The organism is Nitrospira sp. Kam-Ns4a (genome assembly GCF_965152595.1).
This window is the reverse complement of sequence record NZ_OZ224218.1, coordinates 1244383-1257845: the sequence shown is the minus strand read 5'-3', so window position 1 is coordinate 1257845 and position 13463 is coordinate 1244383. Positions and strand designations below refer to the sequence as shown.

Annotated in this window: 12 protein-coding genes; 11 read left to right on the top strand and 1 reads right to left on the bottom strand. The window is 66.8% G+C overall.

From position 1 onward, the window contains the following. Positions 1–48: 48 nt before the first annotated feature. A complete protein-coding gene (locus ACWHYQ_RS06250) occupies positions 49–330 on the bottom strand; it encodes a response regulator transcription factor (RefSeq protein ID WP_447974862.1) in 282 nt (93 codons plus the stop codon). Between the two features lie 215 nt (positions 331–545). On the opposite strand from ACWHYQ_RS06250, the gene ACWHYQ_RS06245 reads away from it, so the two are divergent. The 11 genes from ACWHYQ_RS06245 to ACWHYQ_RS06195 all read left to right on the top strand — a co-directional run bounded on the left by ACWHYQ_RS06245 (position 546) and on the right by ACWHYQ_RS06195 (position 13450). Next, a complete protein-coding gene (locus ACWHYQ_RS06245; RefSeq protein ID WP_447974861.1) occupies positions 546–1319 on the top strand; it encodes a prepilin peptidase in 774 nt (257 codons plus the stop codon). 318 nt (positions 1320–1637) lie between these two features. Then, a complete protein-coding gene (locus ACWHYQ_RS06240; protein ID WP_447974860.1) occupies positions 1638–2069 on the top strand; it encodes a GspH/FimT family pseudopilin in 432 nt (143 codons plus the stop codon). Continuing rightward, the gene (locus tag ACWHYQ_RS06235; RefSeq protein WP_447974859.1) at positions 2066–2608 is read left to right on the top strand and encodes a type IV pilus modification PilV family protein; all 543 of its coding nucleotides are present in this window, start codon (positions 2066–2068) and stop codon (positions 2606–2608) included. The genes ACWHYQ_RS06240 and ACWHYQ_RS06235 overlap by 4 nt, the downstream gene beginning before the upstream one ends. Positions 2609–2618: 10 nt before the next feature. After that, positions 2619–3452, top strand: coding sequence for a PilW family protein (locus ACWHYQ_RS06230; RefSeq protein ID WP_447974858.1), 834 nt, complete (start codon positions 2619–2621; stop codon positions 3450–3452). Further along, positions 3449–4909: a hypothetical protein gene (locus tag ACWHYQ_RS06225; RefSeq protein WP_447974857.1), complete on the top strand. Its 1461-nt coding sequence runs from the start codon at positions 3449–3451 to the stop codon at positions 4907–4909. Before ACWHYQ_RS06230 ends, ACWHYQ_RS06225 begins: the two co-directional genes overlap by 4 nt. 212 nt (positions 4910–5121) lie before the next feature. Then, positions 5122–5559 (top strand): GspH/FimT family pseudopilin, encoded by a 438-nt coding sequence (locus tag ACWHYQ_RS06220; protein ID WP_447974856.1) that lies wholly within the window; start codon positions 5122–5124, stop codon positions 5557–5559. Positions 5560–5597: 38 nt separating this feature from the next. Then, a complete protein-coding gene (locus ACWHYQ_RS06215; protein WP_447974855.1) occupies positions 5598–6068 on the top strand; it encodes a type IV pilus modification PilV family protein in 471 nt (156 codons plus the stop codon). 11 nt (positions 6069–6079) lie between these two features. After that, positions 6080–7135, top strand: coding sequence for a PilW family protein (locus tag ACWHYQ_RS06210; protein ID WP_447974854.1), 1056 nt, complete (start codon positions 6080–6082; stop codon positions 7133–7135). A 19-nt stretch (positions 7136–7154) separates the two neighbouring features. Continuing rightward, a complete protein-coding gene (locus tag ACWHYQ_RS06205) occupies positions 7155–7793 on the top strand; it encodes a PilX N-terminal domain-containing pilus assembly protein (RefSeq protein ID WP_447975533.1) in 639 nt (212 codons plus the stop codon). A 72-nt stretch (positions 7794–7865) separates the two neighbouring features. Beyond that, positions 7866–12476, top strand: a complete 4611-nt coding sequence (locus ACWHYQ_RS06200) for a pilus assembly protein (RefSeq protein ID WP_447974853.1) — start codon at positions 7866–7868, stop codon at positions 12474–12476. After that, positions 12455–13450 carry an Ig-like domain-containing protein gene (locus ACWHYQ_RS06195; RefSeq protein ID WP_447974852.1) on the top strand — a complete coding sequence of 332 codons (996 nt, stop codon included), beginning with the start codon at positions 12455–12457 and terminating at the stop codon, positions 13448–13450. The genes ACWHYQ_RS06200 and ACWHYQ_RS06195 overlap by 22 nt, the downstream gene beginning before the upstream one ends. Positions 13451–13463: the final 13 nt, after the last annotated feature.

Here is a 13463-nt window from a genome sequence, read left to right as displayed (position 1 = left end):
GCGCTGCCGGTTGGTCAAGGAGGAAACGAGGTCGGGAGGCGGGACCGGCTACCGGACGTCAATCATCCCACCCTGGATGGCTGCCTTGAGCAACTGAGCCGTGTTCGACACCCGGACCTTCTTCATCATGTTGGCCCGGTGCGCTTCGACGGTCTTGACGCTGATCTTCAGGCGCTGCGCGATTTCCTTGTTCTTGAGCCCCGACCAGATGAGCTGCAGGATCTCTTGCTCCCGGCTCGTGAGCGCCTCGGGCCGCTTGCGTCGCGGAGGCAGCGCGACCTCGCGCCGCTTCTTGGCAGCCCGATAGGCGACCGACTTGACAGCAGCCATTGACCTCTCTCCTTCTGCCGATGAAGCCACCGTCCGCCCGAATCGTGGCACGGACCCCCCCACGGTCAAAAATATGTAGGCAATTATAAGGGCAGGGGGGCGGCAAAGCAAATGGAAACCGTTGGGGTCTCCCCCTGCGTAGTTTCTATCAGGAAAAACGGAGGAGGGGCCGCTCCTGCTGATTCCTCCGGGGCGGATTCGATACAATAGCGCGCATGCGGCTCTATCTGCTCGCAGGCCTGGTGGGGATGGTCGTCGGGAGCTTCCTCAACGTCTGCATCCACCGGCTGCCCCGCCGCGAATCGGTGGTGTGGCCCCGATCGCGGTGTCCCACCTGCATGGCCCTCATCCCCCCCTACGACAACATTCCCATTCTCAGCTATGTCCTCCTGCGCGGGCGGTGCCGGGCCTGTCGCGCGCCGATCCCGCTCCGCTATCCGATCGTAGAGGGGCTGAACGGGCTGGGCTACGCGGTGATCCTCTGGTGGTTCGGGCCGGGGTGGCCGGCGGTCATCTACGCCGCGTGGTGCTCGGCGCTGCTGGTCGTCGCCGCGATTGACCTTTCCCACCAGATCATCCCGAACGTCATCACGCTGCCGGGGATCGTCCTGGGATTCCTGTGCGCGGCGACGTTGCTCCCGGTGGGGGCAGCCGACTCGCTTCTCGGGATCGTGCTGGGCTATGGGCTGCCCTGGGGCCTCGCGCGGGCGTACCGAGCCCTCCGTGGCAAGGAGGGCATGGGCCTGGGGGACGCCAAGCTCCTGGCCATGATCGGTGCCTTCCTCGGCTGGCAGCCGGTGCTGCTGACGATCATGGTCGGGGCGCTCACGGGATCGGTGGTGGGCCTCACCCTGATCGCGCTGCGCGTCCTGAGACGGGATCAGTACATTCCCTTCGGTCCATTTCTCGCCCTCGGCGCGCTGATCGCGCTGTTCTTCCACGGGGACTTGGTGACCTGGTACATCGCGACGTGGCTGGGGGCGCCCTGAGGGCGCTCCCGTCGTGCCGGAGCCCGGGCCCCTGTATCCGATCGCGCCGGCCCTGTATCCGGAGCGTCTGCTCTCCCGGTGCCGCGGTCCGCTGGCGCTCTCCAACCTCTCCTGATTCGACTCCCTGAAGTTTCCGCTTGTTTGGCTTGCGCGGACGCGGCGCCGCCCGTCCGAGTTCGCCCGCGCGATCCGGCCCGGCACGCCATTTGGAAGAGCGGTCGCCCGGGGGCTGACGAGTCGGGGATCAGGCGAAGGAAAGGCGCCCGGGAGGTGCCGATCCGGCGCGCCGGACCAGGCAAGCCAGGAATGGAGAGCGACGTGAACGAGCGGGGAGCGACCTTCGTCGAGCTGGTGGTCGTGATGGCGATCCTCGGATTGGTGCTGGGCGCGCTTGGGGAGAGCCTGGTCGCGGCGGCGGGCAAGCACCGGGGCCAGGCGGTGGCGACGGAACTGGCGGCCGAGCTGCGGGCCGCCCGCTTCCTCGCGCTCATGAGGCGGGACCGGATACTCGTCACGCTCGACCCTGCGAGTGCGCGGCTGCGCACCGCCCCCGCCGACCATCCGGACACGGTCCTCCGCGAGTACGAGTACGGCGGCGGCCTGGCGATCGAGGGGGCGTCGGGCCGCCTGACGATTCTGTTCTACCCGAGCGGTCGCGCCGCGACCGCCACTACCCTGTGGCTCCACCGGGGCGACCAGGAGCGTTGGAAGCTGACCGTCAGCCTGACCGGGAGGGTGTCGATCGAATGAACGCCGCTGGCGAGTGGCCCAGTCCCAGCAGAGTGAATCGGCGGGTCGCGCCGACTGGCTTCAGGCCGGGGGAGCGAGGATTCAGCCTGATCGAGGTCATGGTCGCCATGGTCATCCTGGCCTTCGCCCTCCTCGGGGTCATGGGGATGTTCGAGTGCGCGGATCGCGGCCTCCGTTACGGGGCGCTGGCTACGCGGGCGCTCGCGCTGGCCGAGTCCCGGCTCGAGGCGAAACGCGCGGCGCCCTGGGAGGAGCTGTTGCGCGACGACCTCGACGGAGACGGCCAAGCCGACGTGACGATGCGGGACGATGGCCTGGGCGGGGACGCGGCGGCGGGCGACGGCCGGTTCAGCGCGTGCGTCGAGGACGGCCCGATCCGTCTGCTCTGGACGGTACAACCCTTGGGCGGGCGCTCGGTGGGCGAGGCCGGCGCGGTGGTCATCCAGGCGCGCGCCGACTATCCGGTCGGCCGCGACCGGCGCCAAGAGGTCCGGGTGGGCACCTTGCGGGCTAATCCCCGGTACCAGGGGGCCCGGTGAGGAGACGACGATGCGGGAGTCCCGGTTCCCGAGCGCGCCCTTGGTGGACAGTCCAGGGGCCTTCCCTCAATGGAACCACCGAGGAGCCTGCCCCCGGCAGAACCAATCGGGGGTCTGCCTGGTGGAGGTCCTGATCGCGCTGGCGGCCGGGGCGGTGGTCCTCTCGGCGACCTTGCAGTCGTTGCATCACTTCGATGTGCGGCTCAGCGCGCAGCAGGTCGCCGCCGCCCGGCTCCAGGATCTGCGGATCGGCCTGCAGGTGCTGGACGGCGAACTGCGGCTCGCTGGGACCGGGGCCGCTGCGCAGGAGTCGGCGATCCTGCAGGCGGAGCCCGAGGCGGTCACGGTTCTGGTCAACCTGGACGGGCGGGTCACGCGGACGCTGAGCGCGGTCTCCGGTACCGAGGATGTCCTGCCGGTGGGAGACGGCGCCGACTGGCCGAAGGGGAAGCGGGTCGTGGTCTGCTGGGAAGCCCGATGCGCCGAGAGCTGGCTGGCGCGCGCGGGGAGGCGCCGCGAACTCAAGCTGACAGCTCCGTTGGGCCAGGCCTTTCCCGCGGGCAGCCGGGTCTTCGTCTCCAATCGGGTGCGGTATTACCTCAGTGCGGACAGGCGGGGCCGGCGGGCAGTGATGCGGCAGGTGGATGGCGGCGCCAATCCGCTCGTCGGCGAGGTCTCGCGCTTCCATCTCGCCTACAAGGATCCGGCCGGGCACCCGACTGCGGACCCTGTGCGGGTCGCGCGCGTGCGGGTGGAGATCGCCGTGGAGGGCGGGCCGGCGTTGATCCGGGAGGTCGGCCTGCGGACTCATCGCGCCGGGGAGGCGGCTGGGAGCGGCTCATGACGTGCGCGCGGCCTCAGGGCGAGCGGGGCGCGGCGCTGCTCGCGGCCGTGCTGCTCCTGTTGATCCTCTCGATCCTGGGCAGCGTGTCCCTGAGTCTCGGCATCCAGGAGATCCAGGGCGTCGGCGCGGCCGAGGCCGACGCGGCCGCCCGGCACCTCGCGGAGGCCGGTATTGACACGGTCATCCAGTGGTTTCACGATCCGGCTGCCCGCGCGTCGGCCGACCGTGTCGGCCTGTTGCTCGCCAAGCGCTACGACCATCCCGACACCGGTCCCTCATATTTCGACGGCAACGGCGCCTCGCAGTTCTCCGGAACGGCCGACCGCCCGGACCTCCTGTTCGACGCCACGCGCCCGGAGGACGACCGGCTCCTGAACGATCCTGGCTCCGGCCTCTTCCATTCGCTGACGCCGATGGGGCGGATCGTGAAGCTGAAGGTCTATGGGCCGCAGCAGCCGGGGCTCCTCTGCACGGTGGAATCGACGGCTGCCGTCGGGGGCGTGACGCGAACCGTCTCGGTGGGGCTGGGCGTCCTGGCGATCCCGGCATTGCGTGCGGCCGTCCAGGTGGGAGGCCAGGAGTCTCCTGGAACTGCCGAAGCTCTCCTCCCAGTGTGGGTGCATTGGGGCGATGTGGGAGTGGCCGGGACCGCCCGACTGGGGCCACGGGAGGCGTTGCCGGTGAAGGGGTCGCTGGCTCCCGTCACCGGCCGCTCGTATTTCGACATGGACCGGCTCGAGGATCGGTGGCTGGACGTTTGGGTCGGCGGGGCCGCGCTTCTAACCCCGACGCCCGGCCGGGGGGCTGAGCCGCTGCCGGCGAACGTGTACCCGTATCAAGACCCTGTGCCGGGCCTGTGGCTGGACCGGTGGAGCTATGAGACGCTGAAGCGCTACGCGCTCCGGTTCGGCTCCTACTATGTGGCGAGGCAGGACGGCTTGCTCTACCGCAACGGTGCGATCCAGCCTGGAATGGGCCTGACCGCAGACGACGTGTTCGCCTCCGCCGGGCCCGGCGACCACCGCGGGCTGGTCTTCGTGGACACGGTGGACGCACAGCCGCCCCATGGTGACAACCTGGCCACGGTGACGCTCGAAGCCGACTATGCCGAGGGCCTGTTTCTCATCCAGGGCCATCTCCGCCTGAAGCCGAAAGGACCCGGACATCCCCTGTCCGTGCTCAGCCCTCCGCCGGAGGAGCGGTCAGATCCGGCGAGCCGAATGCCGGTTCAGTTGTCGGGTGTCCATCTCCGAGGCGTCCTCTCGGTGGCCGGGACCCTGACCGTCGAAGGGCACCCGCGCCTGTACGGTGCGGTTGTCGCGGGCCAGCGGATCGTGCCCGCCACTGGACCGGGCGACCGGCTGGAGGTCTGGTACGACGGAGACCTGCGGAGCGGCCTGTTTCGCGGGGTCCCGCTGGTCTACGTGGCGCCGGGAAGCTGGAGGGACGACTTCTAAGGGTGGGCGACCGCTGCGCCGAAAATTGTCAAAACGTGGCAATTCCTGAAGGAACGGGGTAGGCTAGTCGCGCAAACTGATCCAGGAGAATCAACGACTTGGCCCACGGGCGCCCGCTCACAAGCTCGGCACAGGGCTTGCTCACTCGATCGAGTCGTATGCCGGCTCTTTCACGCGAACGAGGGGCCCTCGACCGCTGGGGGGAAGCCGGGGTGTCGTTCACAGAGCTCATGGTCGTCCTCGCGATCATCGGCATCGCGAGCGTGATCGCCGTTCCGAATTTCATTTCCTGGAATGCGCGGACCCAGCTCAAGGAAGCCGTGCTGGAGTTGAACAGCAATCTGAATCTTGCCCGGATGGTGGCGATGAACCGCAATGCCACGGTGACGGTCACGCTCTCGACCGTGGGAGGCCACGTCGAGGCCTCCTTCACCGCCGGGGGGATCCCGGTAATGCCCACCCAGGTCATGTCCGGTGTGACGCAGACCACCGGAGTCTCCCAGGTCCAGTTCAATTCGCTGGGGCTGCGCGTCGGGGGGGGAAGCACCAACCAGGCGATCCAGCTCAAGAACCAGTACGGGACTACCTACGAAGTCCAAATTACACCGGCGGGGAAAACCCGTTGGTGCGCCCAATCGCCTTGTCCATGAGCGGGACCGACTCAGCTCGCCTCGCGGTGAGCCCCGGGATGCCGATCCCCAACGGGGCGGGAGAGCAGGGATTTTCCCTGGTCGAGGGCATGCTTGCCCTCCTGGTGTTGGCCTTCGGGTTGCTGATGGTCGCTGGCATGCAGGAGGTGGCCCTCAGCCGGAACATGGACGCCAATCAGTTGAGTATTGCTACCAACCTGGCCTCCGACATGGTGGAACGGATCCGCTTTAACCGGCTCAACGTCGCCGCTTATGCAGGGATTGATACCTCGAGGGCCGTAACCAAGCCGCCGAGCACGCAGCCGATGGCGCAGGGCGACTATGACCAATGGAGCGCACGGCTCGCGGCCTCTGGGCTTAAGAGTGCGAAGGGGCTGGTCACGGTGACGGCAATCGGCCCCCAGGGCTCCACCGGCTTGAACCAGAATCAGGTGGCGGTCCAGGTTGTTTGGACCGGAACCATGTTCACCCATCAAGTGACGTTGGCAACCGTGGTGGCGCCTGAATAGGCATGGGAGCGATGCGACGGAGCGAACGCAACGGCGGCGGAGCCGCGACGAGGCAGAGACCCTGCGCAGGACGTGGGACGACGGTCAACACGGAGCGCGGCGTCACACTGACTGAGCTCCTGGTCGGGCTCACCATCTCTTCCTTGGCGATCGCCGCCGGATACACCGTCATGAACACCGGCCAGAAGGCCATGGTGGTCAATGATCAGACGGCTGAGATGCAGCAGAACGTCCGGGTGTCCATGGAGCTCCTTGCGCAGGACCTGAGAACCGCCGGGTTCGGCATGAACGGGGCGGTCGGGACCTGCGGGACGGCGATCGTGCCGGCCGACAACACGCCCACGGGAGCCGACAAGGGGCCGGATGCGATCTCGCTCGTCGTCCCGACGGCCCTCTCGACCCTGGCAGCCTCGGCTGCCGGCGGCGCCACGACCCTGACCCTCCAGAGCGGGGCCGTGGCCAACGCGGCTCCCGACGGGTTCGGCCCGGGGGCCCTGGTTTCGGTCGGCGGCGTGACCACGGGCACTGTGACCGGCATAGCCGGCGACGTGCTGACCCTCGGCGCCCAGCTCCCCATCACGGCGGTCTTTCCGGTGGGGACCCAGGTCTATTGGCTCCGGTGCACCACCTACGCGATCGGGACGAGCACGACGGCCTGCTCAGGACCGGCACCCTGCATGCTTCGAGGAGGCGTTGCCATCGCGGAGGGCATCGAAGATCTGCAACTGGCCTACGCCTGCGACGGCTGTAATGCCGCGGTGAACGGGGGCGTGCCTGACGGGGTGGTGGACGATCAGAACGGGTCCGGCACGTTCGACGCGTCTGACTTCGTCTCCAACAGCACCTGGACGACCTCGCCGATGACGGCGAGCACGATCAAGCTGGTCCGCTTCAGCCTGGTCGCGAGGCAGACCCGAAGCGATCAAACCTGGAGCGGGACGGCGCCGATCACGGTGGAGGACCATGATCCGACTCAAGACCCCGGCTACTCGGCGGCGACGTACCAGCAGTTCCGGCGAAGAGTCTTGACGCGGACGGTGCAGGTCCGGAACCTTGCGCTGGACTGACCGTGGCGGGTAATGCGTGATGGGTCATGAGACTGGTCCCGCAGCAGGCCGCGCGCGTCACCCCCGGGGCGCAACGGGGCAGGAGGGTATCGCCCTTCTGACTGTCCTGCTCCTCCTCGTTATCTTGACTGTTATCGGGATCGCCTCGATCACGGTGACCAGCCAGGAGAATCGGATGGCCGGTAACGTCCGAACCGGAGAAGCGGGCGCCAGCGCCGCGGAGTCCTGCATGGGTACGGCCGTCAAGATCATCCAGCAGACCATGGATCAGGGGCAGTTGCCGAGTGCATTCCTGAGCACGGCGAATCCGGCGGGGCCTGTTCCTTCCAGCAACCAGGCCACGCTGTTCGCCGAGATCATGGGACAAAACGACAATGACGCGGATGCAGCCGACACGGCGCCCAACCTGACCTTGACCGTCAACAACTATACCGTGAACGGTGACATTGACCGTCTGTACGCCCAGCCGAAACCCGGCTCCTCGCAGCAGTTTGCCGCGGGCTATGAGGGCGTGGCCGGCGGGGCCGGCAGCGGCGGGATTGATATCATCTACCGGATCGATTGCTCGGCGACAAACACGGCTACGAACACCAAGAGCCGAATCACCGCCGTCTATGCCTGTTCGGTCAACGGGGAATCCTGTCAACGGAAGATCTAGCGAAAACCTTCCCCGCTGCCCGCTCGCCCACGGTTGGGCGCGGTCAAGGTCGATTACCAGAGAGGGCTGGCGATGAAACTCATGAGTGCGCGGACCCGGAAGAGGTTCATCACAATGCTCGTCGCGGCGCTGGCCGTCAGCCTGGGCGCCGTTCCGCTGGCCGAGAGGGCCTGGGCCGCCCTGGCCGCGATTGACGACATCGCCACCTACACGGCCACGCCGGTCTTCGTCAACCAAGCCGTGCCGCCGAACATCCTGTTCATCATGGATTTCTCGGACGCGATGCTGCCGGCGGCCTATGGGACCTATCCGATCTCCTACTGCACGAGCAGCGGGAACAACCCGCCCTGCGCGGCCGGCTCGCCCTTCTCCAGCAATTATTCCAGCAACTATAAGGGAAGCGGCCTCACCGTCACCACCCCGCTAACGGGGTCGAGCACGGCCACTCCCCTCGGCGATCTCTTCGATGCGACCAAGCAGTACTTCGGGATGTTCGACCCCTTCGCCTGCTATGCGGACCCGCCCGGCACGAACGGGTTCGCCCGGAACGCTTCGCTCCAGAAGACCAACCTCAACGACAGTTGCCAGGGGTCGTGGGACGGGAACTTTCTCAACTGGCTGACCATGCGGAAAGTGGACCTGGCGAAGAAGGTCCTGATCGGCGGCCGGACCATCTCGGCCTCCAACCAGGACGGCACGGCCAATTATCTGATCTCCGAGCCGAAGATTGGGCAGAACGGCTCGACGAATGATTGCAGTAGCACGAGTAAACCCTGCTGGCGCTACGTCAAGTTCGTCCCCCTGACCCTCCTGGTCGGCCGGGTCCCGGCGACTTACAGCGGGGGTGCCTGGACGGATACGGCTTGGCAAGCGGCTGGCTCCGAGGCACCGGGCACGATCAGCAGCTCCGGCACGAACGTCACCGGCAGCGGCACGAGTTTCACCAAACAGTTCAAGGTCGGCGACAGCCTCGTGGCGAACGGGCAGACCCGGACGGTTTCCAGCATCGCGAGTGACACCAGCCTGACGGTGAGTAGCGCCTTCCCCACCAATTTGGCTGCGGGAACCGCCTATTACGCGCCGGGCATTTACTTTGGGGAAGGCGGAGGCAGCAACACAGGCACGCTGTACATCAACAATGACGGGACGGCCAATCCCTTCGATAACCAGCCCACCACGTTTCCCGTGGAGGTGGATCTCTCCGCGGAGAGCGCGTCCTACAAGCAAAGCATGACGCTAGGACTCATGCAGAACCTGACCACCTCCGCCAACGGCAACATGCGGGTGGCGGTCATGTTCACCAATTCCAGCGCCACCGGCTCGACGGGCGGGATCGCCGGGACGGTCCAGAATCCCTTCGACGACCCGTCCGCCGTGCTGAACGGGAACGGCTATTCCTCCACCGTGACCAACGTCCGCAACCAAGCGGTCCAGTCCCTGGCGCCGCTGGCCGAAGCGACCTACGAGGCGCTCTGTTACTACCGCCAGGTGTCAGGCCCCTGTTTCAACAGCCAGGACTGGAAACAGACCATCCTGGCCCAGAACGACCCTTTCTGGTTCTGCGCGCGCAACAGCGATGGGACCGTGGGGAGCTGCTCGCCGCCCGCGGCGAAGATGGTCTCCTGTTGCAAGAGCTTCATCCTCATGGTGAGCAGCGGGCAGCCCTCCAGCGATCAGAACAATACGCCCAGTCCTTCCCCCTTCACCTATGACGGCACGTCGAACAACCTGGTCACCGGCGGCACCGACCAGTACGGGCTCCGCACCACCCGCCTCGACGATGTTGCCTGGTACGGGCGGACGCACGACGTGCGTCCGGACACGGGGACTGGGGCAGTCCCGGGCAAGCAGTCGGTCACCTTCTACGCGGTGAACGCGATGGGCGGGGCCGCCGGGGCCCAGGTCCTGGCCTCCGCCGCAAAGTACGGCGGGTTTACAGATCAAAACGGCAATGGCGTCCCCGATGCGGGCACCCAGACCTGTACCTATCCGGCCGGCTCGAACCTGGGCAGCGGGTCCAGCGTGAGCAGCCCCGAGTGGGACGCGAATGCCGACTGCATCCCCGACACCTATTTCGACGCGTCGCAGGGAGCCGATCTGGAAGGGGCGATCAAAAAGGCGATCGACGATATCTTAAAGAACGCCGCGTCGGGGACCTCGGTGTCCGTCCTCGCCGCCTCGGGGACCGGCGAGGGTGCCGTGTACCAGGCTTATTTCTTTCCCCGCGAGTTCCAGAACGTCCAGGAGATCAAGTGGACGGGCTACACGCAGAGCCTCTTCCTGGACGCATTCGGCAATCTCCGGGAGGACACCGATCAGGACCACAGCCTCTCGCTCACGGCCGACTACATCGTGCGGACCCGTTACGATACGAGCTCCAACAGCGTCGTGGTGGACCGGTTTCAGGACACGAACGGGGACGGCGTGGCGGATGTCCAGGTCCAGCCGAGCGTGGGACTCAAGGACGTCAAGGCCATTTGGGAGGCAGGGAAGAAACTGGCCACGACCCCTTCGAGCAGCCGCCGGATTTTCACCTGGGTGGATAACGGGGACGGCATCATCAACGATGGGACGTTCGGGTCTGGTACGGTCGGCTCGAGCGAGGTGATCCTGTTCAACCAGGCCAACCTCTCGACGCTCAGTCCCTACCTGCGCGGGGGCGTGGACTCGTCCCAGCCAGCCCTCACCGCGACGAACATCATCAGTTTCATCCTCGGCGACAACGTCGCCAACCTCCGGAACCGGCTGCTGAGCGTACCGGGCTCCGGGTGCAACGTGGACCCGAGCAACGCCGACCTCTGCGTCTGGAAATACGGCGATCCTGCCGACTCGACGCCGACCGTCGTCGGCGCTCCGAAAGAACGCTATGACGTGATCTACGGGGACGCCAGCTACAACACCTTCTACCGCACGTACAAGACCAGGCGGCAAGTCGTCTACGTCGGCGCCAACGATGGGATGCTGCACGCCTTCAACGCCGGTTTTTACCATCGTGGGGATGGCGTCACGACCCACGGCCAGTTCACGACCGCGCCGGGCAGCGATCTGACCGCGTACGGACCGGGCCCGCTCCGGAGCGGCAATCCCGACCTCGGCCGCGAGCTGTGGGGCTTCATCCCCTTCCAGCTCCTGCCCCATCTGCGCTGGCTGGCGGAGACCGGCTACACCCACGTCTACTACGTGGACCTCAAGCCGAAGGTCACTGACGTCCGAATCTTCAACGACGACGCCGACCATCCCGGCGGCTGGGGCACGATCCTGATCGGCGGGATGCGGCTGGGGGGGAGCTGCAAGAACTGCACGGCGGGGCAGGCGACGCCGATGACCTTCACGGTCAACAGCAAGACGATGACCTTCTACTCCGCTTATTTCATCCTCGATATCACCAACCCCGAGAAGGACCCCGTGCTGCTGTGGAGCTTCACGGCCGACGGACTCGGCTTGACCACCGCCTATCCGACCGTGGTCCGGGTGAACTCCAAAGCCGCCGGCATCGGCAAGACCGACAACAATGCGAGCCAGAACTGGTACGTGGTGTTCGGCTCAGGGCCGACCGATTACAACGGCGGCAGTGCGCAGACCGGCACCTTCTACGTGATGAATCTGAAAACCGGTGCGGTCACCACCTTCGCCACTGCCACGAGTGTGACCAAATCCTTCATGGGAGATGTCATCTCGGTGGATGCAGACCTAGACTATCGGGCCGACTTGATTTACGCTGGCAGCGTCTTTGACAACTCGCCCAACAGCCCGGCCTGGATCGGCAAGCTCTACCGCCTCACCACAAACCAGGGGGACATCAGCCTGAGCAATTGGGGCAACAGCAGGGTCCCGAGCGTCCTGCTCGGGACGTTCCCCGCCGGCGGGACCACGCCCGTCGGGCCGATCACGGCCGCCCCGACTGCGGCGGCCGACGACAGCAACCACCTCTGGGTCTACTTCGGGACAGGCCGGTACTTCAGCACGGCCGACAAGAGCAACCTGGACATCCAGTACTTCTTCGGGGTCAAGGATCCCTGCACGACGGATATCAGCGCGACCTGCCAAGGCGCCCAACGGAACAACCTGCTGAACGTGTCCACGGCAACCATCTGCTCGGTCTGCGCGACCGCAGGGCAAAACGTCTCCGGGGTCACCAATCCCGCCACCGGGACCCCCATCACCACCTTCGATGGGGCCGGCTCGACGACAACCCTGCAGGGGCTGGTCGGATCCATGGACGGGTGGGTCACCGATCTTCTGCCGACGGACACGCGGTTAGCCCAGGGCGAGCGTGTCCTCAGCGCGCCGACGATCATCGGGGGGATCGTGTTCTTTACGACCTTTATCCCCAACACCGATATCTGCAGCGCCTCAGGCAACGGTAACCTCTACGCCCTGTTCTACCTGACGGGGACTGCGTACAAGGAATCCGTGGTCGGGACCCAAGCGTCCGGCAGCATCACCAAGGTGCTCCGGTCCATCTCGCTCGGCCAAGGGCTGCCATCGCAGGTGCAGGTGCATTTGGGCGACCAGGGCACCGGCAGCCTGGGACAAGCAGGGAGCGGCGCGAACCCCAGCGGGTGCACGGGGCGGCTCTACGGATTGGTCCAGGCGAGCAACGGCGTCACAAACCAGTTCTGCGGCAAGTCGGCGGCGACGGCATGGAGCCGCTACCTCTCATGGATCAGTCAACGCGATTGAGGCGGGGCCGCGCGGGTTCGCCGCGGGCCTCCCGCCTCGCGCCGCTCGCCTGCGCGTGCGCCGCGCTCGCGCTGGTGCAGTGTTCCAACGACGCGCCGACCGGCGGTGGGAGCCCGACCAGTCGGCCGGGCCCTTCGGCGAGCAACCGCCCGCCGGTCGTCAAGTCGGCTGCCCTCTCGCCCAATCCGGTCGTCCTCAACGAGCCGGTCGTGGTTGCGGTGGACGGCGGCGACCCGGACGGCGATCCGGTCACCTACCGCTATCGCTGGTTAGCCAACGGCACGCCGATCGAAGGCCAAGGGGGGGCCTCGTTGGCCCCGTCTCTGCTCAAACGGGGGGATCGGCTTGCCGTGGTCGTGACTCCGTCGGACGGCCGCGTGGACGGCGCGCCCTATCAGACGGAGCCGGTGCCTGTGGGCAATACCCCGCCTGAGGTCAGCGCGATCAGGCTGCCCGCACAGGTCCGCCCCGGCGAGCGCATTCACGCGCAGGTCGAAGGGAAGGATGCCGACGGCGATCCGATTCACTACCGGTTTGCGTGGTGGCGGAACGACCAGCCGGTGGCCGAAGGGCTGGCCGACGAGTTGGATACCCAAGGCTTCGCGCGCGGCGACACCGTGCTGCTCCTAGTGACGCCCTCCGATCAAGGCGGGCCCGGGAGGCCGCGCCTCTCCGAGCCCGTGGTCGTCGCGAACAGTCCGCCGGCCATCACGTCCACGCCGCCCGCCGCGCTCGCGCAGGACCGGTACCAGTACTCCGTGGCCGCCGTTGATCCGGATGGCGATCCGCTGACCTTCCGTCTGGACAGCGGGCCACCGGGGATGACGATGGACAGCGCGACCGGCCGCATCGAGTGGCCTGTCGGCGCGGCTTTGACGGGCCGTGTGCACGTCAGGGTCTCTGTGGAGGACGGGCACGGCGGCCGCGCCTTCCAGGAATTTGACCTAGGGCCGCTCGCCGCATCATCCTCATGACTCGCCCGCCTTG

Coding starts and splice junctions, on each gene's coding strand:
- ACWHYQ_RS06230 (WP_447974858.1), top strand. CDS start 2,619: ATGCGGGAGTCCCGGTTCCCGAGCGCGCCCTTGGTGGACAGTCCAGGG.
- ACWHYQ_RS06235 (WP_447974859.1), top strand. CDS start 2,066: ATGAACGCCGCTGGCGAGTGGCCCAGTCCCAGCAGAGTGAATCGGCGG.
- ACWHYQ_RS06195 (WP_447974852.1), top strand. CDS start 12,455: ATGGATCAGTCAACGCGATTGAGGCGGGGCCGCGCGGGTTCGCCGCGG.
- ACWHYQ_RS06250 (WP_447974862.1), bottom strand. CDS start 330: ATGGCTGCTGTCAAGTCGGTCGCCTATCGGGCTGCCAAGAAGCGGCGC.
- ACWHYQ_RS06245 (WP_447974861.1), top strand. CDS start 546: ATGCGGCTCTATCTGCTCGCAGGCCTGGTGGGGATGGTCGTCGGGAGC.
- ACWHYQ_RS06200 (WP_447974853.1), top strand. CDS start 7,866: ATGAAACTCATGAGTGCGCGGACCCGGAAGAGGTTCATCACAATGCTC.
- ACWHYQ_RS06210 (WP_447974854.1), top strand. CDS start 6,080: ATGCGACGGAGCGAACGCAACGGCGGCGGAGCCGCGACGAGGCAGAGA.
- ACWHYQ_RS06225 (WP_447974857.1), top strand. CDS start 3,449: ATGACGTGCGCGCGGCCTCAGGGCGAGCGGGGCGCGGCGCTGCTCGCG.
- ACWHYQ_RS06205 (WP_447975533.1), top strand. CDS start 7,155: ATGGGTCATGAGACTGGTCCCGCAGCAGGCCGCGCGCGTCACCCCCGG.
- ACWHYQ_RS06215 (WP_447974855.1), top strand. CDS start 5,598: ATGCCGATCCCCAACGGGGCGGGAGAGCAGGGATTTTCCCTGGTCGAG.